This window comes from Streptomyces kanamyceticus, assembly GCF_008704495.1.
In the GTDB taxonomy this organism is placed as follows: domain Bacteria; phylum Actinomycetota; class Actinomycetes; order Streptomycetales; family Streptomycetaceae; genus Streptomyces; species Streptomyces kanamyceticus.
The window spans coordinates 3,209,493-3,233,563 of the sequence record NZ_CP023699.1 but is presented as its reverse complement, the minus strand read 5'-3'; the positions used below and the strand labels follow the sequence as shown (position 1 = coordinate 3,233,563).

The following is a 24,071-nucleotide window of genomic DNA, read 5'->3' as shown; positions in this document are numbered from 1 at the left end:
GGGGGCCAGCGATCCAAAAGTCTCATTCCGGGCATAGGTGGTCAAAGAGTGACAGTTTAGGGGTGAATCCTTGGTGAGATGGGACACCTGCCTGGTAAACGCTGGCTAAGTGGAGCCTGTGACGGCCGATAAGCAAGGTTCGCCCGTCGGGGTCGACGCCCGGTCACTCCGACCCGCGAGGGCCTCGAAGCGGACAATCACCCCCTTTCTGCCTCTTTACCCATTAAATGGTCGTGTGATCGAGACCGACCGCCGCGCCCTCCTGCGCGCGGGCGCCGGACTGGCCGTCACGGGCGCGCTCACCACCGGGTGCGCCACGACCGGCACAGGACCCGCCGCGCACGCACGCCCGCCCGCGGCCAAGACTCCCCGGCCCGCCCCCGCGGCCCCCGCGCCCCGCCGCCTCCCCGGCCTGCCCGCCCAGATCGCCCACGGCCCCCGCACCCGCCCCCGGGTAGCGCTCACCTTCCACGGCCAGGGCGACCCGGCCACCGCGAAGACCCTGCTCGACCAGGCCGAGAAGGCCGGTGCCAGGATCACCGTCCTCGCCGTCGGCAGCTGGCTCGACGAGCACCCCGAGCTGGCCCGCCGCATCCTCGAAGGCGGCCACGACCTCGGCAACCACACCCACCACCACCTCGACGTCAACGACATGCCCGAGGCCGACGCCTACGCCGAGATCACCGGCTGCGCGGACCGCCTGCGCCGCCTCACCGGATCCATCGGCACCTGGTTCCGCCCCTCGCGCACGCGCACGGCGACCCCCCTCGTCGAACGGCTCGCCCACCGCGCGGGCTACCCGCACGTCCTCTCGTACGACGTCGACTCCCTCGACTTCACCTCGCCGGGCGCCCCCGCCGTCACCCGCAAGATCGCCGCCGAGATCCGCCCGGGATCCGTGGTGAGCCTCCACTTCGGGTACGCGGACACGGTCGCCGCGCTCCCCGCCGTCCTGCAAGAACTGGAACGCCGCGGTCTGCGCGCGGTGACGACCACGGAGCTCCTTACCTGATGCATCGGAAACTCACCTCGCCCCCCAGACTCCACCTGACCCGGCGCACCGCGGCCGTGCTCGCCACCGGCGCCGCGCTCGCCGTCCTCGCGGGCTGCGGCAGCGGCGGCGACGAACGCGCCGACGAGGCCCTCGGTACGGCGGGCATCCGCAAGCCCGCCCAGCCGAAGGCGGCCCCGGGCCTGCCCGGCATGCCGCCCGTGCTCGACCCGAAGGACGCCTACGCGGCCGACCGCCCGAACGCGCTCCAGCCCGTGGCCAAGAAGTTCCTGCCGCGCGTCTACGTCCCCAACACCAGCTCCAACACGGTGTCGGTCATCGACCCCAAGACGTACGAGGTCATCGAGACCATCCCGGTCGGCAACCAGCCCCAGCACGTCGTCCCCTCCTGGGACATGAAGACGCTCTGGGTCAACAACGACCTCGGCGACAGCCTCACCGCCATCGACCCGGTGACCGGCAAGACGGGACGCACCGTCGAGGTCTCCGACCCCTACAACCTCTACTTCACACCGAACGGCAAGTACGCCGTCGTCATGGCCTCCATGGACCGCGAACTGGTCTTCCGCGACCCGAAGACCATGAACCGCGTCAAGACCGTCCCGGTCACCTGCGCGGGCGTCAACCACGCCGACTTCTCCATGGACGGCCGCTACTTCATCGTGTCCTGCGAATTCTCCGGCGAACTCCTCAAGGTCGACACCGAGAAGATGGAGGTCGTCGGCCAGCAGAAGATCCCCTTCGAGGGCGCCATGCCGCAGGACGTGAAGATGTCCCCGGACGGCAAGACGTTCTACGTCGCCGACATGATGGCGCACGGCATGTGGGTCCTGGACGGCAAGAAGTTCACGACGCCCAAGCTGCTCCCCACCGGCAAGGGCTGCCACGGCCTGTACGTCAGCCGCGACTCCAAGGAGATGTACATCTCCAACCGCGGCGAGGGCACCATCTCCGTCTTCGACTTCCCGAAGAACAAGCTCACCAAGAAGTGGAAGCTCCCGCAGGGCGGCAGCCCCGACATGGGCGGCGTCTCGGCGGACGGCAACACCCTCTGGCTGTCCGGGCGTTACAACTCCGAGGTGTACGCCATCGACACCCGCACCGGCGTCCAGCTGGCCCGCATCCCGGTGGGCAAGGGGCCGCACGGGCTCGCGGTCTACCCGCAGCCGGGCCGCTACTCGCTCGGGCACACGGGGATCTTCCGTTGAACGATCGATGGTTGACGGTTGACCGTCGCTGGCACCGGGCACCAAAGGGGCAGCTCAGGAACCTCCCTCCCCCCACCCCTGGAGGCGCCCATGATCCGTGGCATCGACGTCAGTTCGCACCAGTCGACGTTCAGCACGGACGGCCTCTCGTTCGTCTTCATCAAGGCGACGGAAGGCCGTTCGTACACCAACCCGAAAATGACCGCCCAGGTGAAGCGGGCCCGCGACGGCGGCTGCGTCGTCGGCTTCTACCACTTCCTGTGGCCGGGGAACATCGCGGCCCAGGCGGCGTACTTCGTGAGCAAGGCTCCTGAGAAGGCGGGGGACTTGTTGGCGGTGGACTGGGAGCGCACGGGCGACGGCACCCGTGCGTCCAACGCCGAGAAGGACCGGTTCATCCGCGAGGTGAAAAGGCTACGACCCGGACATAAGACCCTTCTCTACTGCAATCGCGACTTTTGGCTCAACCACGACTCCACGTCCTACGCGGGCGACGGCCTGTGGATAGCCGACTACGTGACGGCGGGCAAGCCGCGCATCCAGGCGGACTGGACGATCCACCAGCACACGTCGACACCGCTGGATAAGAACGTGGCCGATTTCGCGAGCGAGGACGAGCTGCGGGACTGGGCCACGCCCTAGGGCGTACTCGCCCAGGGACGTACTCGCCTAGGCGCGCCAGTCCGCCGTGCGTTCCTGGGACGCCGCGGCCAGGGCCGCGCGGATCGCGTCCACGTCACCGGCGTTGCCGTACACGGGAGTTCCGGGCTGCTGGCGCCACGAGTCGTCCTGGCCGCCGTTGTCGACCGTGTCGAAGCCGAGTTCGTCGATCAGGTCGCGTACGACCTGCTTGGCGGCCTCGTCGTCGCCGGAGACCGGCACCGCGACCCGGCCGGGGGTGCCCTTGGGCTGCGGCTTGTCGAGGATGTCCTGGGCGTAGGTGCCGTTGAACGCCTTGATGACGGGGTGGCCGATCTGCCGCTCCGTCCAGCGGCTCTCCGTCAGGCCGTCCTCGATCTCGGCGATCCTGCCGTCGCGCTGCTGCGGGTAGTAGTTGCCGGTGTCGATGACCGCGACGTCCGCGGCCGCGCCGTCCAGGAAGCCCGCGGGCAGGCCGGGCACGGCCTTGAGCGGGATGGTGACGACGACGACCTGCGCGCCGCGCGCGGCCTCCTCGACGGGGACGGGGGTGGCCCCGGTCTCCTCGGCGAGGGCGGTGAGGGTGTGCGGGCCGCGCGAGTTGGCCACGGAGACGTCGTGGCCGAGGGCGGTGAGGCGGCGGGTGAGGTTGCCCCCGATGTTGCCAGCGCCGATGATGCCGATCTTCATGACTGCCCTTCCGGTGATCCACTGTCGTAACGGAGGTAACCTCCGGAAGGGCTGGACTATTCCGACGGCGTCAGGCGCACCACGACCTTCCCCACATGTCCATTGGCCTCAAGCAGTCGATGCGCGTCCCCGATGCTCTCCAGCCCCTCGAAGACCTCCGCCACGACCGGGCGGAACGTGCCGTCGCGGACGCCCGACTCGATGAACGCGTTCACCCGGCGCCGACCCTCCGCGTTCTCCGACATCTGCGAATTGGCGTAACCGTGCACGGTGAGAGGCCAGTTGAGCGGCAGCTGCATCGGCTTCCGTTGGTCGAGGAAGCCGTAGACGACGACCGTTCCACCGGTCACCGCCGCGCCGGAAAGCTCCGCGAGGCCCGCCCCGCCGACCGCGTCGAAGATCAGCTCGGCGCCCTTGCCGCCGGTGAAGCGGTGGACCTCCTTCACGACGTCTTCCGTGTCCGACGCGATGACCAGGGCCGCGCCGAGGTCGAGGAGCCGCTGCCGCTTCTCGTCGGTGCGGGTGACCGCGATCGGCACCGCGCCGATCCGCGCCGCGGTCTGCAGCGCGGCGATGCCGACGCCGCTGGACGCCGCCGTGATCACCACGTGGTCGCCGGGCCGCAGGCCGCCGGTCTCCAGCATCCCGCCGTACGCCGTGGAGTACGCGAGCCACGTCGCCGCACCCGTCACCGCGTCGAGTCCGGCCGGGCGCGGCAGGACGGAGCCGACGGGCAGGACGACGCGGTCGGCGTAGACGCCGCTGGCGCTCATCTCGATGCCGGGTCCTGTCAGGACGGCATCGCCGGGGGCGTGCGCGGTGACCCCTTCGCCGACGGCTTCGACGATCCCGGCGGCCTCGTAGCCGAGCCGGGACGCGGGCAGGGTCGGCGGGTAGTAGTAGGTCCCCGCGCGGAACAGCGCCTCGGCGCGGTTGAGGCCCAACGCCTCGACGCGGACGAGGACTTCGCCGGGTCCGGGTGCGGCCAGCGGGAGCTCTTCGACGCGCAGGACCTCGGGCCCGCCCACCTCGTCGAAGAGGACTGTCCGTGCGGTGTTCTTCGCGGTGTTCTTGGGGGTGTTCTTCGTGGTGTTCTTCGTCATGTCCAAGACGCTAGGCGGGCCGCGCGGCGCTCTCCATGCCTGGTCATCCCGCCTCCATGTCCGTTCGTCTCGCCGTCCGTACGGCCGGGTTACGGTTCCGTCATGGACGTACTGAGTGACGCGATGGCCGCGATGCGCACCGGACGCCCGCACGCCGGGCGGACGGAGAAGTACGCCCCGTGGGGCGTGCGGTTCGTCAGCCCCGGCAGGGCGGGCTTCCACGCCGTCCTCGAGGGATCGGCGTGGCTGGTGCCCGCGGACGGGAGTGCGGAGCCCGTGCCGCTCGGGGCCGGTGACGTGGTGTTCATCGCGCGCAGCGGCGGACACGCGCTCGTCAGCGAACCCGGCACGCCGGTGGAGGAGATCGGCCTGCTGCCCGACGGCACCTGGCCCAAGCCGCCCGCGCTGCGGCGGGTGGCGGGGCGCCCGCCGTCCACCGTCATGGTCTGCGGCGCGTACCTCCTCGACGAGAACCGGCCCCACCCGCTCCTCTCCGAACTGCCCGACGTCGTGCACCTGCCCGCGGGCGACGGCGGCAACGGCGCACTGCGGGCCGCGCTCGACCTGCTCGGCGCCGAGTTGGCGGATCCGCAGCCCGGCACCGACACGATCGTCACCTCGCTGCTCGACACGCTGCTCCTCCTCGTCCTGCGCACCTGGTGGCTGCAAGTGCGCGGCAGGACGGGCGAGTTGACCGGCTGGGCGGCCGCGCTCGCCGATCCGGCGGTCGCGGCCGCGCTGCGCGCCATCCACAGCGATCCCGCGCACCCCTGGACGGTGGGGGAGCTCGGCGCGCTCGCCAGCCTGTCGCGGGCACCCTTCGCGCGCCGGTTCACGGCGTCGGTGGGGACGCCGCCGCTCGCGTATCTGACGTGGTGGCGGATGACGATGGCGGCGGGCTGGCTGCGCGGGCCTGACGAGGCGCCGCTGCGCGCGGTGGCCGAACGGGCCGGGTACGCCTCGGAGTTCGCCTTCGCCAAGGCGTTCAAGCGGGAATTCGGGATGGCTCCCGGGCGGTTCCGGAAGCTGCGCGCCGCCGGGTGAGCGCGGCCCGCAGCCCCAGGAAGAGCAGCATGCCGAAGGGGGAGAGGAGGATCGTGAGGACGAGCAGGGGGCCCATCACCAGCGGGTGGGCGCCGAGCCGCCGGGACTCGCGGTACATCCACTGTCCGATCAGCAGGTCCCAGGCGATGACCTGGGCCCAGATCGCGCCCGCGCCGTTCGCGTCCGTCATGAGCGCGCGGAATCCGTCGATGTCCGGGCTCCTGACCGCGGACCAGAGTTCGGGGAAGACGGGCAGCGCCAGCGCGAGGTAGACGGCCAGGACGGGTACGACGGTCAGGGGCGATGCGGCGATGCGGGCCGTGGGTCCCCAGCCGGGCGCGAGGATCATGAGCAGCCAGACCGGCGCGGCCAGCCAGAAGGAGAGCTCGAAGAGGAATCCGGTCACGGGACGAGCTCCTTCTCTGCGGGTGCGTCAATGGCCTTGTTCTGTACGGGAGTTGGTGTGCGGAGGCGCAGTGCCGCGACCGCTCCCGTGGTCGTGGCGGCGGCGATGAGGCCCGCGGCGGTGAGCGTCGCGCCGTCCGGGTGGATCAGCGGCTGGCCGCGCAGTGCCTGCCACAGGATCAGGGCGAAGACGGCCGCGTACGCGGCGGACGCCAGCAGGACGAGCCGAAGGCGGACGCGCGGGTCGGCGAGGCGGCCGTAGCGCGGGGCGAGCGCTGTCACCGTCATGAGGAGCAGTGGGAGCAGCTGCAGCGCGTGCATGCCGACGAAGTGCGGGATGCGCAGATCGCCGCCGGTCGTCGACCAGCCGGTCAGCGGCATCGAGGGGCCGCCGTCCGCCACGCCCACGCTGTGCGCGCCGACGATCGAGGACTCGCCCCTGCGCTGTCCCGGCGCGGGCTGGGTCATCAGGAAGCCGACGGCGGCTCCGGCGAGCGCGATGGCGATGCCGCAGCGCATCGTCCAGGCGGCGGCGCGGTCGGGGATGCGGGCGCGCGGCAGCAGGACCGCGATGGCGAGGGTGCCGAGCCAGAGGATGACGACGGTGACGGCCATCGTGTTGAACAGGGCCTCGTCGAGCGGGGTCTGGTGGTTGAAGTGGCTGCGCTTCCCGCGCACCACCTGCCCGGTGATGATCGCCATCTCGACGGCGCTCGTCGCCGCGACCACGGTGCCCGCCCACCAGCCCGCGCGCCGTCCGCGGTCGAGCAGCGAAAGCATCCAGGCGAGCGAGAGTCCGTACGCGATGAACGAGACGGAGAACTTCAGCGGCTTGAACCAGATCCGCGCGCCCACCAGGACCCGGTCGTCGACCACGAGTCCCACGGCGGATATGACGGCGATGACCGCCATCGACGCGGAGAACAGCACCAAGGGCCGGTGCCATGAACGCCATAAGGACATGGGTGTCCCCTCCAGGGGGTGGTGGCTAAGGTGACGGCTATCAAGAGTGGATAGTGGCACTCGCCGCTATCTGATAGCGCCACTATCTATGATGGGCGGGGCGTTGGCAAGGAGTGCCCCGGCAGGGGCGAGGAGAGTGGGCAGGCCGTGCGTATTGGCGAGTTGAGCCGCAGGACCGGGGTTCCGGTCCCGACGATCAAGTACTACGTACGCGAAGGGCTGCTCGAACCCGGCGAGCTGAGCAGCCCCAATCAGGCGCACTACGACGAGTCGCACGAGCGCAGGCTGCGGCTGATCCGCGCGCTCCTCGACGTCGGCGGCCTCAAGGTGGCGGCGATCGCCGAGGTCCTCGGGGCCATCGACGACCCGGGTCGCCCGCTCCACAAGGTGCTCGGCGCCGCGGCGGACCGGCTCGGCACGGCGGGCGGCGCCGACGACGACGCCGAGGCGACGGCCGCGCGCGACGCCGTCCAGGAACTGATCGCGCGGCGCGGCTGGCAAGCGCACGAGTCGAACCCGGCGGGCGAGGACCTGTCACGGGCGCTGGCAGCCATGGGCCGGGTCGGCCACGGCGCGTTCACGGAACTCCTCGACGAGTACGCCGACGCCGCCGAACTCGTCGCCCGCGCCGACCTCGGCTACGTGGCCCGACGGGCCTCCGTCGACGACCTGGTGGAGAGCGTGGTGATCGGCACGGTGCTCGGCGAGGCGGTGTTCAACGCGATGCGGCGGCTCGCGCATGTGGATGCGTCGGCGCGGTTGTACGGAGGTGAGGACGGGGCGCCGGGGCGGGCGGAGGAGGGGTGACCGGCACGTTGTCTCAGGGGCTGCTGATCGGCCTCTGCGGCGCGGTCACCCACCCCACGTACGGCACCTTCGAGGTGTTCGGACGGCGCATGGGGAGCGTCGACCTGCGCGACCTGCGGGCGTACGTCGGTCATGTGAACCCACGCCACCCGCCGCGCTCGGCGCTCGCGGGCCGACCGCCTGCTCGGGCCCGCGCACCGTACGGACGCGCGCTGGACGGTGCGGGCGCGGACGGTGCGCTGATGCGAGAGAGGGGCCCTGCGCACATCGCGTGTGCGGGGCCCCTCCGTGCGGTCGGCACCGCCTACTTGTTCAGGCTCGCCCAGAACTCGTCGAACGAGAGTCGCTTGTCCGCGTCGGTGTCCTTCGCGCCGATGACGGCCTCGGCCACCGTCTCAGTGACGTAGAAGTCGCCCATCTGCGCCATGGCGCTCTTCCACTCGGCCGCCGTGATGAAGCCGTCGCCGTCCGTGTCGAACCGCTCGAACGTCTTGCGCGCTTCCTCGATGTCCGCCACCGGATCCACCCCTTCTTGGTGCACTACTGACGGAGGTTAGGGTAACGGCCGTCCCGGCACCGGATCACAAGGAGTACGTCCATGGCCAGCGCATCCGGCACCCTCGGGGCCCTCCTCGACGCCGCGGCCCGGGGCGGCTTCCCCGCGCCGGACGGCACCACCACGGTCGTTGAGCAGCCGGGGCACCGTGACGCGGGAGTCATCGCCTTCACCGCCCACTCGGTCGTCTTCACCGACGAGGACCCCCGGTGGGTGCGGTCCACGCTCGCGTCGCTCGACTGCGACCCCCTTGCCGCCACCCTCAACGCGCGCTTCCTCGCGGCCTTCATGGACCGCACGGGGCGGACGACGGACACCATCGACCTGCTGACCGTCGCCCCCGCGCTGCCGGGCGGACCCGCGCCCGAGCTGGGTCTGCGGGAGCTCGACGACCCGGACCATCCCCGGGTCGCGCGGGCCCGCAAGCGCCGTGACGACGTGCGGGTCTGGGCGTCGGAGGGGGCCGGGGTGCTGGTCATCGGGCGGGGCGTCGCCGGACGGTGGGAGACCGCGATCGAGGTGGGCGAGGACGCGCGGCACCGGGGGCTCGGGCGGGCGCTGGCCCGGGCGGCGCGCCACCTCGTGCCGGACGGGGACGTGGTCTGGGCGCAGCAGGCACCGGGCAACGCGCGCAGCGTGCGGGCCTTTCAGGCGGCGGGGTACCGGCCGGTGGGGGCGGAGGCGCTGCTCTTCGCGCGGTGAGGAGGGCACCCTCTTCGTCGGGTTCGTTCTCCAACCGAGACCTTTCGCCACTTCTTGTTCACAAACTGAGATCATGGCCCGCTTCCCGCGCGGGACGCGTGCGGTACAACGTGACCGAGGGGGCCGTGTGCCGCCGTGAGGGGAACGTGGTGGAGAGATTCGAAGGGGCGGGGGCCGCCCAGCGGGCGCCGTTCGTGGGCAGATCGGGGGAGCTCGACCGGCTCGAAGGGCCGCTCGGGCGCGTGGGGAGCGAGCCCCGTGCGGGGCGGGGGGACCACGGTGAGGTGCCCGTGGTCGTCGATGTCGTCGGGGAGCCGGGCATCGGCAAGAGCAGACTGCTCACCGAGTTCGCGGCGCGGGCCAGGGCGCGCGGCGCGACCGTGCTGCGGGGGCGGGCGGGAGAACGGTCCCGCAGCCGTCCGTTCCGCCCGTTCGCCGACGCCTTCGCCGAGCTCGACCCGAGGGCCGCGCGGGCGTTCCCCTCGCTGGCCGAACTGCCCCCGGCCGTACGGGGCGTGGCGGGGGAGGGCGGCGTCGAGCAGGGGCCTGCGCAGGGCGAGGATCGCGAACGTGCGCAGGGTGCGGATCACGGGCGTGCGCAGGGCGTGGATCGCGGGCGTGCGCAGGGCTCGGGGGACGATCTGTTCGGACTGTGCCGCGCGGCCGCGGCGGCGCTCGGCGCGCTGCCCGCGCCCGGCCTCGTCGTCGTCCTCGACGATCTGCACTGGGCGGACGCCGCGTCCGTCGAGCTCATCGACCATCTCGTACGCCATCCTGTCCGCGCCCCCTTCCTGCTCGTTGTCGCCCGACGCGAACGCCAGACCGCAGCCGCCCTCACCGCCGCGCTGACCAGGGGCGTCGACACCGGCGCCGTACTGCGGACCGGACTCGGGCCGCTCGGCCTCGCCGAGTGCGCCGACGGGCTCGCCGCCGGAGTGCCGCGCGAGCGGGCCGAGGAGATGCACGCCGCGAGCGAGGGCAACCCGCTCTACTTCCTGGCGCTGCTGCGCGGCGGGCGCGGCGGGCATCCGGCGCCGCTCGACGAACTGGCCGCGCTCACCCCGCCCGAGCGCGCCGCGCTGGAGGCTGCCGCCGTCCTCGGCGAGCACGCGACCACCGAGACGATCGGCGCCCTCACCGGCGCCGACCGCGCCGAACTGGTGGGCTCACTACGTCAGTTGGTCGCGCGCGACCTGCTCCGTCCCGACCCCGAGCGGCGGCGGCTCGCGCCCCGCCACCCGCTCCTGTGGGAGGGGCTGCGCGAGGGCATCGACCACTGGCGCCGCCAGGAACTGCACCGCGCCGCGGCCGCCGAACTCGCCGGGACCGGCGCCACGATCGCCGACCGGGCGCACCACGTCGACCGGTCGCTGACCCGCTGGGACCCCGCCGCTGCCGCCGTCCTGACGGAGGCGGCGGAGCGGGTGGCGGCCACCGCGCCCGCCGACGCCGCCCGTTTCCTCGGCGCCGTGCTCCGGGTGCTGCCCGACGCTCCCGAACATCGCGCGCTGCGAGGCGAGTTGATGCTCCGGCGTGCCACCGCGCTCGGCATGACCGGCGCCGTGAAGGAGAGCCGGGATCTGCTCCATCGGCTGATCGGCGACCACGGCCCCGGCCCGGACGGCGGGGGCGGTGCCGAGGTCGGTGACGCGATCGGTGACGCGGACGGTGACGAGGGCAGTGATGGGCTGCGTACCGCCGCCGTCGTCCAATGCGCCTTCATGGAACGTCACTTGGGCCGCTACGCCGAAGCGGGCGCGCTGCTCCGCCGCGAACTGGACCGGCGCCCGGGGCCCGTGGGCGCCCGGCGCACCGCGCTCGTCGTCGAATGGGGCTGCCGCGCCCTGTTCGCCACCCGCTTCCCCCAGGTGCGCGAGGAACTCGCCCGCACCCTCGCCGACGCCCGCGCGCGCGGCGACGAGCCCGGCACGGCCGAGGCGCTCACGCTGGCCGCCATGGGCGAGGCGTACGAGGGGGAGACCGCCGCCGCGCGCGCGTACGCGGCCGAGGCCGCCGCGCTCGCCGACGTCCTGACCGACGCCGACCTCGCGGGACAGTGCGAGTCCCTGGTGCGCCTGGCCTGGAGCGAGGTCTTCCTCGACGACACCGCGGCCGCCCTGCGCCACGTCGAGCGCGGTGTCGACGTCGCCCGGCGCTCCTGCCGCCCCTTCGCGCTCTCCCAGCTCCTGCTCTGCGGCGCGTACGCCAGGTACACCACGGGCCGCGTCACCGACGCGCTCGCCCTCGCCGACGAGTCCGTGGCGGTCGCCCGCACCCTGGGCGGCGGCGAACTCCTCGGCATCGCGCGGGGAATCCGCGCCATGGTCCTCATGCAGGCCCGGCCGCCCGGCGACCCCGAGGTCCTCGCCGCCGCCGAAGAAGCGGCGGCCACCGTGGGAGCCCTGGACGGCTGGTGGGCGACGCTCGCCCGCTGCCAGCTCGCGTACGCCGCCCTGGGCGCGGGCGACCCGTACCGCGTGCGCGACATCCTGCTGACCGCGGGCGGCGGCCACGACCTGCCCCGACTGCAGCCCTCCGTACGCCCCAACTTCCTTGAGCTGCTCGCTACTTCGGCGCTGGCCACCGGCGACCTCGCGGACGCGGAGCGCTGGGCGGGCCGCGCGCTTGCCGAGGCCGACCGGCTTGGCCTGCCCGCCCAGCGGGGCGCCGCGCTGCGCGCCGTCGGACTCGTCGAGGCGCGGCGGGGTCAACTCGAAGCGGCGGCAAGGGCGTTCACCGACGCGGCACAGGAGAGCGCCAGGGCGGGCGCCGCGCTCAGGGAGGCGCAGAGCCTGCTGCTCGGCGCCCCGCTGGTGCGCGCCACGGGTGACGGCGCGCGGGCGGCCGCCATGTGGCGCCGCGGCCGCCGCATCGCCGAGGAGGGCGGGGCGGTGCTGCTCGTCGGCCTTGCGGATGGGGCGGGCGGTGAGGTGATGCAGAACCCGGCCGCTCACCTGGCCGCACCGGGCCTGTCGGTCCCGTTGGTCCCATCGGCTCCGCCCGTGCAGGGCGTGCCGGACGCCTCGGCGGCGGCGGGGCTTCCCGGGCGGCGGGGTCCCGGGCCGCTGGCGGCTTCGGTCCCGTCGGCATCCCCGGGGTCGCCGGGCTCGGCGGGACCACCGGGCTTGCCCGGGCCACCGGGCTCGGCGGGACCGCCGGGCGCCGTCCCCGGCACCGCGCTCGCCGCGCTGGACGCGTTGGACGCGCTCACGCCGCGCGAAAGCGAGATATCCGCGCTGGTCGCCGAGGGCCTCACCAACCAGGCCGTCGCCGCCAGACTCTGCCTCAGCACCCGCACGGTCGAGAGCCATGTCGCCCGGGTCTACCGCAAGACCGGGGTGACCTCGCGCGCCGCCCTCGCCTCGCTGGTGGCGCGCGGTGCCGTCGGGCGCGGTCAGTCCTCGCGCGGGTAGGCGGCGATCACGTTGCCCTTCGGATCGGCCTTCAGGTACGCGGAGCCGTACGCGTCCGAGACGTAGGCGCTCATGCCGGGCCGCTGGCTCTCGAAGATCGTCGACGCGGTGTTCACGACGAGATAGCGGCTGGTGGGATGCTTGATGCCGAGTTCCTTGTCCGCCTTGCGGAACAGGGTGGGCACCGCGTCCCAGTCGAAGCCCGCGAGGTCCACGGGGACGGTGCCGGACATCACGGTGCCGCGCGCGTCGTCCCGGACGGCCGAGTCGCCGCCCCGGTAGGTGAACCCGTCGTAGCGCTTCGTGCTGCCCTTGACGAGCGCCTGCGCGGACACGTGCTCCGGGTAGACGACGAAGCTCGTGACCTTGCCGCCGCCCATCAGCGGCTTCAGCTTCGCGACCGATTCGCGGATCCCGTCGGGCGTCAACAGGTCGGTCTTCTCGGGGGGTTCAGCCGGTTCCTTGATCTTCTCGTCCTTGGGGGCGGATACCGGTGCGGAAGCGGGCGCGGAGGCCGGTGCGGAGGCCCGGCCGCCGGATGCCCCGGCCTCGCCGTCGGGCACGGGCAGCAGGGCCCACACCAGGACGCCGACGAGAGCGGTCCCGCCGAGCGCGGCGACCCCCGTGGTGACCCGCGCCCGCCGCACCCGCCGCAGTGCCGCACCGGGGCCGAGCGGCGGCGGCTCGGACGTCGGGCGCGGTGCGGGCGGCGTGAGCCGGTAGGAGGTGGGTGTGGCGTCACTGGGGCCGCGCCCCGCGTCCGCAGGCATGCGCCGCGTCCCCAAGGGCGGGTCCACGGGTGAGCCCGACACCGAACCACCGCCCCCCGCACGGGAGTTGGCGGCTACCGCGAGCAGCCCGTCCAGCTCCCCGGCCCCGGGCCGCGCCGCCGGATCCCGTACGAGCAGGGCCCGCAGCACCCCGCCCAGCGGGCCCGCGCGTCGCGGGGGCGGTACGTCCTCGTTGAGTACGGCCGCCAGGGTGGCCAGGGTGCTCTGCCTGCGCAGCGGGTGGCGGCCCTCCACGGCGACGTAGAGCAGCATGCCCAGCGACCACAGGTCGGCGGCAGGACCGCCGTCGCGGCCGCTGACGCGTTCGGGCGCCATGTAGTCGGGGGAGCCGATGACGGATCCGGTGGCCGTCAGGGCGGTGGACTCGCGGATCGCGGCGATGCCGAAGTCCGTGAGGACGGGGCGGCCGTCCGGGCGCAGCAGTACGTTGGCGGGCTTCACGTCGCGGTGTTCGATGCCCGCCGCGTGCGCGGCGCGCAGCGCGGCGAGGATCTCGCGCCCGAGGACCGCCGCCTCCTGGGGCGGCAGCGTCCCGCGCCCGATCCTGTCCTGGAGCGAACCACCGGTGACCAGCTCCATCACGAGCCAGGGGTACGTGCCGTCGCCGCCGTCCACGATGTGGTGGATGGTCACCACGTTGGGATGGTCGACACGGGCCAGCGCGCGCGCCTCCCGCAACACCCTGGCCCGCAGCGTCCGCGCGCCCTCCGGGTCGTACTCGGCGAGGGCGGGGTCCGGCGGCCGCACTTCCTTGACCGCCACCTCGCGGTCGAGCGCCAGGTCGCGGGCGCGCCACACCGTGCCCATGCCGCCACCGCCGAGCCGGTCGAGCAGTTCGAAGCGGTCGTCGATCACGCGGCGGGCGGATCCGGCAGTGCTCATGCGTCGTGCCTGCCGTTCTCGTCATAGTTCCCGTCGCTCGCGTAGTTCCCGTTGCTCCCGTCGCTCTCGGCCATGAACGCGGCGCACAGGGCGCCGAGTTCGGCCAAGGAGCCGTCCGGGTCGGGCAGTTCGCGCAGCCGGGTGGCGAGGCGGCGCGCCCGCTCGGCCGCGGCTGTCCGCCGTCCGAGGCCCGACTCCAGTCGTACGGCGAAGAGTTCGGCGGCGAAGAGGTCGTCCTGCCCGGCCGTACCGCAGGCCGCGAACGCCTCGGTGGCCCGTTCCGTGCGGGCCAGGGCCCGCTCGTACGCGGCGACGTTCTCGGTGTACCGCTGCGGAGTGTCCTGCTCGCGGGCGGGCGGGCCGTCGGAGCGTGCCAGGTGCAGCTGGGCGAACTGCTGGTGGGTGCGGCCCAGTTCGATGCGGAGTTCGGCACGCTCGTCGTCGTCACCCGCGGTCCGTGCCGCGCGCTCGCAGAGGTCGACGGCCCGCGCCATGACGCGCTCGGCGGCGTCCGGCCCTGCCGTGCCTGCCGCTCCTGCCGCGCCCGGATCCCGGGTCTGCCACGCGAGGGCCCGCAGCGCGCGGACGGCCGCCGCGTTCTCGCCGAGCCCGCTCCACAGTTCGACGGCCCGTTCGTACGCCCGCACGGATTCCGCCCCGAGCCCCGCGAGGCCCAGCGCCTCCGCGGCCTGCTGGGTGAGCGCCGCGTGGTGGTGCTGATCGGGCCAGGCCGACGCGGCGTCGGCGGCGAGGGCGAACTGCTCGGCGGCCAGAGCGGGTTCGTCCGAACTCAGATCCGAACTCAGATAGGAGTGCGCGAGCCAGACGCGGGCCCGCACCACGTCGCGCGGGTCGTGCCCCGCCGTCGTGAGGTCGGGCAACACTGCCTCCAGGACGGCCGCCGCCTCGTCGTGGCGGCCGCGCTCGCAGTAGTGCCCGCCGAGCCGGAGCCTGGCCAGGGCGCCGAGCCCCGCGCTCTCGCCCGCCAGCTCGGCGAAGTGCGCGGCGTCGATGAGCAGCGAGCCTTCCTCCGTGCCTTCGTCGGGACCGGTCAAGGTCTGGGCCAGGACCAGACACAGCCGCGCCCGGTCGCGCGACGCGAGCAGCGGGACGCGTTCCGGGTCGTCGAGGACGGTGCGTACGACGGTGGCGGCGCGCTGCCCTTCGCCGCGGCTCAGCAGCACCGTGGCGAGCTGGATCTCGGCGTTGGCGGCGAGCCAGGGGCGGCCCGACTCGTGGTGGCGCACGACGGCGGTGCGCAGCAGCTCGACGGCGGCGTCGGGGTCGTCGGCGACGGCGAGCAGGCCGAGCAGCTCCGTGGCCCCGGCGATGCGGGTGAGTACGGCGGGGGCGTCGAGGTGGCGCCGGGCGAAGTCGATGAGGAGGTCCAACTCGGCGTTGAGGGCGGCCCTTTCGCTCTCCGGATCCGCGGCACTCGGCATCGCACCGGCCAGTTGTGCGGCGCGCACCCGGCAGTGCAGCAGCCACAACGTGACCACGTCGACGGTCGTGGCACCACCCTCGGGGTGCAGCGCGTCGGCCCGCGCCCGCAGCTGGGCGAGCCGCCCCGGAGTATCCGGATCGGCCATGGCGTCCGGACGGCACAACAGGGCTCGCGCCCGCGAGACAAGCGCGCTCCCGGCCCGCCCGGCCCGCTCGTGACACTCGGCGGCCCGCCCGAACAGCGCGACTCCCCGGGGCACTTGCTCCCCGCTGAGGTCGAGCGCGAGGGCATCGAGCCAATCGGCCCGATCACCGTCACCGAGCGGCTCACCACGACTGGCGTCAAGAGCATCCACGGCTTGCTGCCAGGCGGTGCCCGCGGAGGGGTGGGCCTTGCGGGTGAACTCGCGGGCGCGGTGGAGGAGTTGCTCGGGGGTCGAGGGGTGGGCGGGTCTGGTGGGTGGTTGGGGTGGTTGGGGTGCGTCGAGCCCGCCGGGGCCTTCGGGGGCCGCGCCGGGGGTGCGGACAGGCGTGGCGTCGGGGCCGGGGCCGGGGCCAGGGGCAAAGCTGAGGCCAGGGTTGGAGCCGGGGCCGGAGCCCTGGCCGAGGTCAGGGGCGGAGTCAGAGCCGGGCCCAGAGTCGAGGTCAGGGCCGGGATCAGGACCGAGACCATGGCTGGAGCTGGAGCTGGAGCTGGAGCTGGAGCTGGAGCTGGAGTCGGACCCAGAGCCGGGACCTGGGTCGGAGGCAGAGTCGAGGTGAGTACCGGGATCAGCGCCGGGGTCAGGGCCGGAGCCCGGGCGGAGGTCAAGGGCGGAGCCAGAGCTGAGGCCGGGGCCAGAGCCGGGCGCAGAGTCGAGGTGAGTACCGGGACCAGCGCCGGGACCAGCGCCGGGGTCAGGGCCGGAGCCCGGGCGGAGGTCAAGGCCGAAGCCAGAGCTGGGGCCGGGGTCAGGGGCGGAGCCAGAGCCGGGCGCAGAGCCGAGGTCAGGGTCGGAGTCGAGAGCAGGGCTAGAGCCGGAGCCGGAGCCGGAGTCGAGGCCGAAGCCAGCGTCGGGTTCGGAGGTCGTGCCTCCGCCCCCGCCAGCCAACGGCTCCGCCCCCAACCCCAACGGCTCGGCCCTCAGCCCCAACGGCAGCGCCCCCAGCCCCAACGGCAGCGCCCCGCACAACGGCCGCGCCGCCATCGTGGCGCGGGCGCGGTCGGAGACGGCCGTGTTGCCGTTGCGCAGGTCGAAGCGGGCCGCGAGGGCGAGCGCCGTGGTGCGTGCGTGGTCGAGGAGCGTCGCCGCGGTCCACTGCCCACCGGACGGCCCCGGCCCCGGCCTCGGCCCCGGCCTCGACCCCAGCCCCGGCCCCAGCCCCGACCCCGACCCCAGCCCCGGCCCCGACCCCAGCCCCAGCCCCGACCCCAGCCCCGACCCCAGCCCCAGCCCCGACCCCAGCTCCGACCCCGATCCCAGCCCCGCCCCCGGCCCCGGCACGGCGCGCTCGCCGTGCCCCAGTTCGACCAAGCGGCGCATCAGCAGCGCCGTGCTCACCAGCCAGTCGTGGCGCGCGAGCGGGTCGCCGTCCTGGGTCCAGCGCGCGCCCTGCTCGGCGAGGATCTCCAGGCCGCGCGGCTCGTTCCCGGTGAGTGCGCAGAACTCGATGTGCAGGCCGACGACGGGTCCGAACGTCTCGTCGGAGCGGACCATGCGGTAGCCGCGCAGATGGTGCGCGCGGGCCAGGTCCGGCCTGCCGAGGCGGACCAGGGGGAGCAGGGACCAGGCGAGGGTCTCGTGCGGCTCGCGGTTGCAGCTGTGGGTGCCGTCGAGGACGGGCCGCCAGCCCTTCAGGGCCCCCGTGTCATCGCCGCGCTCCAGCAGCCAGAGGCCGTCGAGGGCGCACTCGCAGGCCAGGCAGTCGGACATCTCGTCGCGCTCCGCGGCCGTCCACGCGGCGTGCGCCCGGGCGGCGCGCGCGGTGTCGCCCAGGTGTCTGGCGAGCATGAACTCGCAGCCGTGCACGGCCCGTTCGGAGTATCCGGCGACTCGGTAGCGGCGCCGCATCTCGGTGAGCCACTCCTCGATGGAGGCGAGCGGCACGTCGTACTGCTGCCGCGCGTCCCCCGCCACCCACTTGAACATCCAGTGCAACTGGTGGACGTCGTCCTCGTCGAAGTCCGCGGGATGCTCGTCGTACAGCCCCAGCAGGCGCGCGAACGGCACGAACATCTTGTCGCACTCGGCGCTGAACGAGTACGCGTGGACCAGGGCGGCAAGCGCCTCCACGAGGAGCGGTCGGTCACCGGCGGCCGCCGCCTCGTCGGTGAGCGCCTCGGCGCGGGCGTTGCGCGCGCTGCCGTACGGCTCGTCGTCGAGCCGGAAGATGTCGGCGCGGATCTCGTGGCTCGGACGGGCGGTCATCGGGGCTCCCCGGCGGGTCGTTCGGTCGGGTCGTCGTCCACGGGCCGCACCGCCCAGTCGAGCAGCCCGAGGAAGGCCCGGTTCAACAGCGCGGAATCGGCGGGCCGCAGCGGCCGCTGGGACATCAACAGGGCCTGCCCGTACAGCGCTTCGACCGCCGTCGCGGCGAGCCGCGGATCGGGTGCCGCGGCCATGCGGTGCACCAGTGGATTGAGGTGGTTGAGGACGAGCCGGGCCCGCGGCCGCCCGCCGCGCAGCGAGCCGAGGATGCCCGCCCACAGCCCGTCGGCGGCCTCGGCCGCCTCGGCGCGGGCCCTTTCGTGCCGGGCGTCGCGGTCGTCCAGGTGCAGGGCGGGCACGGTGACCGGCTGGAACGCGCGGAGGACCACGTCGCAGCCGAGCGGTTCGAGTGCGGCGCGGGCGACGGCGAGGAACGGGGCGAGCGCCAGTTCCCGCGCCGGGTCGACGGTGTCCAGGTGCGCGGTGACGGTGTCGGTGTCGAGCTCGGCGACCACGCTGCCGGGCCGTGCGGCGGGCAGCAGTTCGACGAGTTCGGAGTCGTACGTGTAGCCGCCGTTGACCACGCCGATGCCCTGGGCGGCTGCGATGGCGGAGACCTGACGGAACTCCTCCGCGGAGCGGGTGAAGTGCACGACCGGGTGGCGGCGGGCGAATTCGTCGAGGGAGACCGTGCCCTCGGTCGTCTCGAACGGCAGCCACGGCAGCATCACGCGCAGCAGCCCGGGATCGTGCCGCGCGAGGGACTTCACGCCCAGGTGGTGGACGGCGAGGAAGTGCGCGAGCCGCTCCCGGTCACCGGCCGCCAGTTCGGTGAGCCAGCCGCGGATCCGCTCGCCGAGCACCTCGCGCACCGCCGCGAGGGTGTCGTCGTCGTAGAGGTTCTCGCGGGACGCGGTGGGCCGCAGGCTGTCCGAGTCGAGGACGCAGCGCACGAAGAACGCCCAGTCGGGCAGGAGTTCGTCGGCCCGCTCGGTGAGCAGCATGCCCTTGAGGTGGACGCGGTGGGCGCCGCGCTGGGCCGGGCTGACCGCGCCGGGCAGGACGTACGCCACCCCGCGCAGGCCCGCGAGCGGCACGTCGAGCTCGATGGCGTCCAGCGGCGCGAACCCGAACGTCTCGCGGCAGTGCGCGGCGAGCGCGGCCCTGCGCGCGTCGGGCCCGGAGTGCGCGCGCTCCCACACGGCGGGCCGCTCGGAGACGGGCACGTCGCCGACGCGTACGTCGTGGGGGAGCAACGACCCGAAGTGGCGGGCGAGTTCGGTGACGCGCGCGGCGCCGAGCCAGTCGGCGCAGCCGGGCCGCGCGGTGAGGTGCACGGTCGTACCCGGCTCGGTGCGGGCCGTGCCGGGCAGCGTACGGACGGTGTACGAACCGTCGTCGCGGGCCCGCCACTCGACGGGCGGCGCCGAACGGTCCCGCGCCGAACGGCTGACGACCCGGATCTCCTCGGCGACGACGAAACAGGCGAGCAGCCCGATCCCGAACTGCCCGAGGAACTCGGCGCGGGCGCTCTCCAGGCCGTCCCGCTTGGAGCTGCGCCCGATGGTCGCGAGCAGCCCGTGCACCTCGGCCTCGGTGAGCCCGACGCCGCTGTCCTCGACGCGCAGCTCGCCGTCGCCCGGGTACAGCCGCACGACGGCGGGCGCGTCCGGCTCGAAGACCCTGCGCGCGGTCACGGCGTCCACGCCGTTCTGCAGCAGTTCGCGCAGATAGACCTTGGGACTGGAGTACAGGTGGTGCGAGAGAAGGTCGACGAGCCCGCGCAGGTCGACCTGGAAGCTGTGTGCCATGCGCCCGGGGCCTACCGCGCCGTCCGGTTCCCGGGGGTGCCCGCGGGCACCCCCGCGCCGTACGGGAAGACGTCCGTGTCGTACGCGCACGCGTGCACGTCGTAAGCGTCCACGTCGTACGAGCGGGAGAACAGGCTCCGGGTGCCTTCGGGCAGGCCCATGTGCGTTCCTCGGTCGGGGGCGAGTGCGGGGTCCGGAGCCCGGAAGGGGGTCGGGCTCCGGATGGATGCGCATACATCCACGCTGAGCCTGTCAAATCCCCTGGCCCGGGGCATCCGTAGAACTACGCAATTGCCTACGCAATCAACGGCCGGTCGGTGGGCAGCACCGGCGCGGGCAATTCGTAGAGCCCGGTCCACCGGCGATCCGCTCGTGGAGCGACCGCCGGTCCGCGTGGCCGTCGTCGGTGGTGGGCACGGTCAGCCGATCCTGATCTCGTAGCGCAGCCGCTGCCGGTGGGCCGGCATCGCCATCTTGTCGACCTGGAGGGGGCGGTCGTCGGCGTCCAGTGTGACCCGGCTCAGCTGGAGGATCGGTTCGTCCGGGGCCAGGTTCAGGGTCTGGCGTTCCGTCGCGTCGGGCATGCGGGCGATCACGTCCTCGCGTACGCGCACGCCGGTGTAGCCGAGTCGGGCGAGGAGGGTGACCGCTCCGCCCGGGATCTTTCCCTTCTCGGCGAGGCGGGTGCCGCGGGCGATGTGGGCCGGGTAGTACGTGTCCGTCAACTCGATGGGTTCGCCGTCGAGTTGGATGATCCTGCGGCGTACGACGACGGTTTCCGAGGCGGGCAGGTGGAGCAGGGCCGCGACGTCCTCCGGAGCGGGCACCTCACCGGCGTACGTGATGTGCTGGCTCCCCTTGCCGCCACGGGCGGCGGCCTCGACGCCCCAGGCGTCGGGCTGCCCGCTCTCTCGCGGCGTCAGGTACGGCATCGAGGTGCTGACCCACATGCTCTCGCTCACGGCGTCCTCCGGGGTGCCTGGCTTCCAGCCTTGCCGCTTCACACGCTAAGCGACCCGGTCCGGGCCCACGTCAACGACGATTTGCCCGCGTCGGGACGGGATGTCGCCGGAACCGACCCCCTCGTCCACCCCTCAGACAACCCGGGGCATCCTGCTCCCTGAACCGATCCCGGGAGTCCCTCCTTGAACCGCGCCGGACGGCACCGCCGTCACCCCCTCGCCCTGCCACTGGCCGTCCTGTCCCTGGCCGCCGCCTCGCTCGTCGGCTGCGGCGGCACGGGCGGCACGGGCGGCACGGGCGGTTCCGGTGCGGAGGAGCAGGCCGCGCTCAAGCTGTTCTACGGGCAGAAGCTGACGTGGGCCGACTGCGGGGACCTGAAGTGTGCGCGGCTCACCGTGCCCAGGGACTACGGCCACCCGGAGAACGGGAAGACCTTCGTCCTGCCGGTGACGAAGGCGGCGACGGCCGACCCGGACGAGCGCGTCGGCTCGCTCGTCTACAACCCGGGCGGGCCCGGCGCCTCCGGTGTGAGCGACCTGAAGGCGGACGGTGGCGAGGTGTTCAGCCGCGCCGTGCGCGCCCGCTTCGACATCGTCTCCTTCGACCCCCGCGGCGTGGGCGGCAGCAAGCCCGCGGTGACGTGCGCGCAGGACACCGGTGAGGAGTCCGGGGAACCCGAGCCGATCACCCCCGCCACCGCGAAGGACCGCGCCCGCGCGTTCGCCGCGGCCCGCGCCGAGGCGGCCGGGTGCGTACGGGCCAGCGGCGGCATCCTGCGCCAGGTCGGCACGGTGGACGCGGCCCGTGACCTGGACGTCCTGCGCGCGGCGCTCGGCGACAAGAAGCTGACCTACCTGGGCTGGTCCTACGGCACGAGCCTCGGCACCTCGTACGCCGAACAGTTCCCGCACCGCGTCCGCGCCCTCGTCCTGGACGGCGCGATCGACCCCTCCCTGAACTGGCGGCAGCGCGCGCTGAGCCAGGGCACCGGCTTCCGCCGAGCCGTCGACGACTACGCCGAGCAGTGCGCCGACATCGCGGGCGACAGCTGCCCCGGCGCGACGCCGCGGGAGATATCCGAGCTGATCGAGGAGCTCTACGAGCAGGCGGCGCGTGAGCCGCTGCCGGTCGACGACGAGGATCTGTACGACGTCGACGCCAGGACGCTGCTCGACATCGTCACGGGCGCGATGTACACCCCGGAGGACCAGTGGGAGGACCTCTCCGAGGCGTTGAGCGCGGCGGTGGACGGCGACGGCACCAAGCTGGCGGCGCTGGCCGAAGGCGACGAGCCGTCCACCGACTCCCACAAGAAGCCGCGCGGCACGGACCCCGAGAACGACGACGAGGCCATCCTCGCCGTCAGCTGCCTGGACACCCCGCACCCGCGCACCGCAGGCCCCTACTGGAACGCCCTCGGCCCGGCGGGGAAGGCCGCGGGCGTGTACGGCACCTCAAGCGTCGTCGACGAGCTGACCTGCGCGAACTGGCCCACCGGCACCCAGCGCCCGCACCGCGTCAGCGCCAAGGGCGTCCCGCCGGTCCTGGTGGTGGGCACCACGGGCGACCCGGCCACGCCGTACGAGGAGGCGCGGGCGCTGGCGGAACAGTTCCCCGGCGGCATGCTCCTGACCTACGAGGGCGTGGGCCACACCGCGTACGGCCGCGCGGGTTCCTGCGTGACCGAGGCCGTCGACGCCTACCTCATCACCAGGAAGCCGGTCGGCTCCGACGCCACCTGTTGACGCACCCGGCCCCGCCGCCTCAGCACTCGATGATGTTCACCGCGAGCCCGCCCCGAGCCGTCTCCTTGTACTTGACGCTCATGTCCGCGCCCGTCTCCTTCATGGTCTTGATGACCTTGTCGAGGGAGACCTTGTGGGAGCCGTCGCCGCGCATCGCCATCTTCGCCGCGGTGACGGCCTTGACCGCCGCCATGCCGTTGCGCTCGATGCACGGGATCTGCACGAGGCCGCCGACCGGGTCGCAGGTCAGGCCGAGGTTGTGTTCCATGCCGATCTCGGCGGCGTTCTCGACCTGGGAGGGGGAGCCGCCCATGACCTCGGCCAGGGCGCCCGCCGCCATCGAGCAGGCGGAGCCGACCTCGCCCTGGCAGCCGACCTCGGCGCCGGAGATCGAGGCGTTCTCCTTGAAGAGCATGCCGATGGCGCCCGCGGCGAGCAGGAAGCGGACCACGCCCTCCTCGTCGGCGCCGGGCACGAAGTTCATGTAGTAGTGCAGGACGGCGGGGATGATGCCCGCCGCGCCGTTCGTGGGGGCGGTGACCACGCGGCCGCCCGCGGCGTTCTCCTCGTTCACGGCCATCGCGTAGAGCGTGATCCACTCCATGGCGCGGGCCTGCGGGTCGCCCTCGGCGCGCAGCTGGCGCGCCGAGTTGGCCGCGCGGCGGCGGACCTTGAGGCCGCCGGGCAGGATGCCCTCGCGGGACATGCCGCGGGACACGCACGCCTGCATGACGCCCCAGATGTCGAGGAGGCCCGCCCGGATCTCTTCCTCGGTGCGCCACGCCTTCTCGTTCTCCAGCATCAGCGCGGAGATGGAGAGGCCGGTGTCGGAGGCCAGGCGCAGGAGCTCGTCACCGGTGCGGAAGGGGTGCTTCAGCACCGTGTCGTCGGGGACGATCGGGTTCTCGCCCGCGACGGCGTCCTCGTCGACGACGAAGCCGCCGCCCACCGAGTAGTACGTCTTCTCCAGGACGGGCGCGCCGTCATGGCCGTACGCGAAGATCGTCATGCCGTTGGCGTGGTACGGCAGCGCCTTGCGGCGGTGCAGGATCAGGTCCTCGTCGAAGTCGAAGGCGATCTCGTGCATGCCGAGCAGGTTCAGCTTGCCGGTCGACTTGATCTCCTCGACGCGGTCGTCGGCCGACTCCACGTTCACCGTGCGCGGCGACTCGCCCTCCAGGCCGAGCAGGACGGCCTTGGGGGTGCCGTGCCCGTGCCCGGTGGCGCCGAGCGAGCCGTACAGCTCGGCTCGTATCGCGGTGGTGTGGGCCATCAGGCCCTCGTTCTTGAGGCGGCTCGCGAACATGCGGGCAGCGCGCATCGGACCGACCGTGTGGGAGCTGGACGGGCCGATGCCGATCGAGAACAGGTCGAAGACCGAGATGGCCACGGGAAACTCCAATGGTGGTTGGTAGACGCCGTTGTCTGCCGGGTGGTGCAGAGGTACGGGTGGTGCAGAAGAACGGACAGCACGGGTGGTGCCGGG

19 protein-coding genes are annotated in these 24,071 nt (G+C 73.3%); 8 read left to right on the top strand and 11 right to left on the bottom strand.

From position 1 onward, the window contains the following. The first annotated feature begins 235 nt into the window (after window positions 1-235). The 3 genes from CP970_RS12965 to CP970_RS12955 all read left to right on the top strand — a co-directional run bounded on the left by CP970_RS12965 (window position 236) and on the right by CP970_RS12955 (window position 2,862). Window positions 236-1,012 carry a polysaccharide deacetylase family protein gene (locus tag CP970_RS12965; RefSeq protein WP_150493304.1) on the top strand — a complete coding sequence of 259 codons (777 nt, stop codon included), beginning with the start codon at window positions 236-238 and terminating at the stop codon, window positions 1,010-1,012. Continuing rightward, a complete protein-coding gene (locus CP970_RS12960) occupies window positions 1,012-2,220 on the top strand; it encodes a YncE family protein (protein ID WP_055550242.1) in 1,209 nt (402 codons plus the stop codon). Before CP970_RS12965 ends, CP970_RS12960 begins: the two co-directional genes overlap by 1 nt. A 90-nt stretch (window positions 2,221-2,310) precedes the next feature. Then, complete coding sequence (locus tag CP970_RS12955) at window positions 2,311-2,862, top strand: glycoside hydrolase family 25 protein (protein WP_055550240.1); 552 nt, start codon at window positions 2,311-2,313, stop codon at window positions 2,860-2,862. A gap of 27 nt (window positions 2,863-2,889) precedes the next feature. Here CP970_RS12955 and CP970_RS12950 read toward each other — a convergent pair whose 3' ends face one another. Next, window positions 2,890-3,549 carry an NADPH-dependent F420 reductase gene (locus tag CP970_RS12950; RefSeq protein ID WP_055550239.1) on the bottom strand — a complete coding sequence of 220 codons (660 nt, stop codon included), beginning with the start codon at window positions 3,547-3,549 and terminating at the stop codon, window positions 2,890-2,892. A gap of 56 nt (window positions 3,550-3,605) precedes the next feature. Next, window positions 3,606-4,652, bottom strand: a complete 1,047-nt coding sequence (locus tag CP970_RS12945; protein WP_055550237.1) for a zinc-dependent alcohol dehydrogenase family protein — start codon at window positions 4,650-4,652, stop codon at window positions 3,606-3,608. Between the two features lie 102 nt (window positions 4,653-4,754). Here CP970_RS12945 and CP970_RS12940 point away from each other — a divergent pair, with 102 nt between their 5' ends. Further along, complete coding sequence (locus CP970_RS12940) at window positions 4,755-5,696, top strand: AraC family transcriptional regulator (protein WP_055550234.1); 942 nt, start codon at window positions 4,755-4,757, stop codon at window positions 5,694-5,696. Here the strand turns inward: CP970_RS12940 and CP970_RS12935 are convergent. Together CP970_RS12935 and CP970_RS12930 are read right to left on the bottom strand one after the other, a co-directional pair. Continuing rightward, window positions 5,638-6,102, bottom strand: coding sequence for an ABA4-like family protein (locus CP970_RS12935; protein ID WP_055550232.1), 465 nt, complete (start codon window positions 6,100-6,102; stop codon window positions 5,638-5,640). The two genes, CP970_RS12940 and CP970_RS12935, sit on opposite strands and share 59 nt — an antisense overlap. Further along, window positions 6,099-7,064, bottom strand: coding sequence for a hypothetical protein (locus CP970_RS12930; protein ID WP_224058406.1), 966 nt, complete (start codon window positions 7,062-7,064; stop codon window positions 6,099-6,101). Before CP970_RS12930 ends, CP970_RS12935 begins: the two co-directional genes overlap by 4 nt. A gap of 147 nt (window positions 7,065-7,211) precedes the next feature. Between CP970_RS12930 and CP970_RS12925 the strand changes: the two genes are divergently transcribed. Then, on the top strand, window positions 7,212-7,871 hold the full coding sequence (locus CP970_RS12925) for a MerR family transcriptional regulator (protein ID WP_055550230.1): 660 nt from the start codon (window positions 7,212-7,214) through the stop codon (window positions 7,869-7,871). Between the two features lie 304 nt (window positions 7,872-8,175). Here CP970_RS12925 and CP970_RS12915 read toward each other — a convergent pair whose 3' ends face one another. Beyond that, window positions 8,176-8,388, bottom strand: coding sequence for an EF-hand domain-containing protein (locus CP970_RS12915; protein WP_055550248.1), 213 nt, complete (start codon window positions 8,386-8,388; stop codon window positions 8,176-8,178). 81 nt (window positions 8,389-8,469) lie between these two features. Between CP970_RS12915 and CP970_RS12910 the strand changes: the two genes are divergently transcribed. After that, window positions 8,470-9,129, top strand: a complete 660-nt coding sequence (locus CP970_RS12910) for a GNAT family N-acetyltransferase (protein WP_055550228.1) — start codon at window positions 8,470-8,472, stop codon at window positions 9,127-9,129. A gap of 149 nt (window positions 9,130-9,278) precedes the next feature. Next, a complete protein-coding gene (locus CP970_RS12905; protein ID WP_055550246.1) occupies window positions 9,279-12,542 on the top strand; it encodes a helix-turn-helix transcriptional regulator in 3,264 nt (1,087 codons plus the stop codon). On the opposite strand, the gene CP970_RS12900 is transcribed toward CP970_RS12905, so the two are convergent. The 5 genes from CP970_RS12900 to CP970_RS12885 all read right to left on the bottom strand — a co-directional run bounded on the left by CP970_RS12900 (window position 12,524) and on the right by CP970_RS12885 (window position 20,839). Then, window positions 12,524-14,215 (bottom strand): serine/threonine-protein kinase, encoded by a 1,692-nt coding sequence (locus CP970_RS12900; RefSeq protein WP_055550226.1) that lies wholly within the window; start codon window positions 14,213-14,215, stop codon window positions 12,524-12,526. The two genes, CP970_RS12905 and CP970_RS12900, sit on opposite strands and share 19 nt — an antisense overlap. Then, window positions 14,212-18,066 (bottom strand): hypothetical protein, encoded by a 3,855-nt coding sequence (locus CP970_RS12895; RefSeq protein WP_150493302.1) that lies wholly within the window; start codon window positions 18,064-18,066, stop codon window positions 14,212-14,214. The genes CP970_RS12900 and CP970_RS12895 overlap by 4 nt, the downstream gene beginning before the upstream one ends. Next, entirely contained in the window at window positions 18,063-19,877 is a 1,815-nt protein-coding gene (locus CP970_RS12890; protein ID WP_055544829.1) for an HSP90 family protein, read from the bottom strand. Before CP970_RS12890 ends, CP970_RS12895 begins: the two co-directional genes overlap by 4 nt. Window positions 19,878-19,888: 11 nt before the next feature. Further along, window positions 19,889-20,038: a hypothetical protein gene (locus CP970_RS44180; protein WP_157877668.1), complete on the bottom strand. Its 150-nt coding sequence runs from the start codon at window positions 20,036-20,038 to the stop codon at window positions 19,889-19,891. Between the two features lie 258 nt (window positions 20,039-20,296). Further along, the gene (locus CP970_RS12885) at window positions 20,297-20,839 is read right to left on the bottom strand and encodes a GntR family transcriptional regulator (RefSeq protein WP_055544828.1); all 543 of its coding nucleotides are present in this window, start codon (window positions 20,837-20,839) and stop codon (window positions 20,297-20,299) included. Window positions 20,840-21,022: 183 nt separating this feature from the next. Between CP970_RS12885 and CP970_RS12880 the strand changes: the two genes are divergently transcribed. Beyond that, window positions 21,023-22,585, top strand: coding sequence for an alpha/beta hydrolase (locus CP970_RS12880; RefSeq protein WP_055544827.1), 1,563 nt, complete (start codon window positions 21,023-21,025; stop codon window positions 22,583-22,585). Window positions 22,586-22,604: 19 nt separating this feature from the next. On the opposite strand, the gene CP970_RS12875 is transcribed toward CP970_RS12880, so the two are convergent. Beyond that, a complete protein-coding gene (locus CP970_RS12875) occupies window positions 22,605-23,975 on the bottom strand; it encodes an L-serine ammonia-lyase (protein ID WP_055544826.1) in 1,371 nt (456 codons plus the stop codon). Window positions 23,976-24,071 lie beyond the last annotated feature (96 nt).

Bases quoted from the DNA above. Each gene is read 5' to 3' on its own strand.
- CP970_RS12960 (WP_055550242.1), top strand. From the start codon at position 1,012: ATGCATCGGAAACTCACCTCGCCCCCCAGACTCCACCTGACCCGGCGC.
- CP970_RS12955 (WP_055550240.1), top strand. From the start codon at position 2,311: ATGATCCGTGGCATCGACGTCAGTTCGCACCAGTCGACGTTCAGCACG.
- CP970_RS12950 (WP_055550239.1), bottom strand. From the start codon at position 3,549: ATGAAGATCGGCATCATCGGCGCTGGCAACATCGGGGGCAACCTCACC.
- CP970_RS12945 (WP_055550237.1), bottom strand. From the start codon at position 4,652: ATGACGAAGAACACCACGAAGAACACCCCCAAGAACACCGCGAAGAAC.
- CP970_RS12940 (WP_055550234.1), top strand. From the start codon at position 4,755: ATGGACGTACTGAGTGACGCGATGGCCGCGATGCGCACCGGACGCCCG.
- CP970_RS12930 (WP_224058406.1), bottom strand. From the start codon at position 7,064: ATGTCCTTATGGCGTTCATGGCACCGGCCCTTGGTGCTGTTCTCCGCG.
- CP970_RS12910 (WP_055550228.1), top strand. From the start codon at position 8,470: ATGGCCAGCGCATCCGGCACCCTCGGGGCCCTCCTCGACGCCGCGGCC.
- CP970_RS12900 (WP_055550226.1), bottom strand. From the start codon at position 14,215: ATGAGCACTGCCGGATCCGCCCGCCGCGTGATCGACGACCGCTTCGAA.
- CP970_RS12895 (WP_150493302.1), bottom strand. From the start codon at position 18,066: ATGACCGCCCGTCCGAGCCACGAGATCCGCGCCGACATCTTCCGGCTC.
- CP970_RS12890 (WP_055544829.1), bottom strand. From the start codon at position 19,877: ATGGCACACAGCTTCCAGGTCGACCTGCGCGGGCTCGTCGACCTTCTC.
- CP970_RS44180 (WP_157877668.1), bottom strand. From the start codon at position 20,038: ATGGGCCTGCCCGAAGGCACCCGGAGCCTGTTCTCCCGCTCGTACGAC.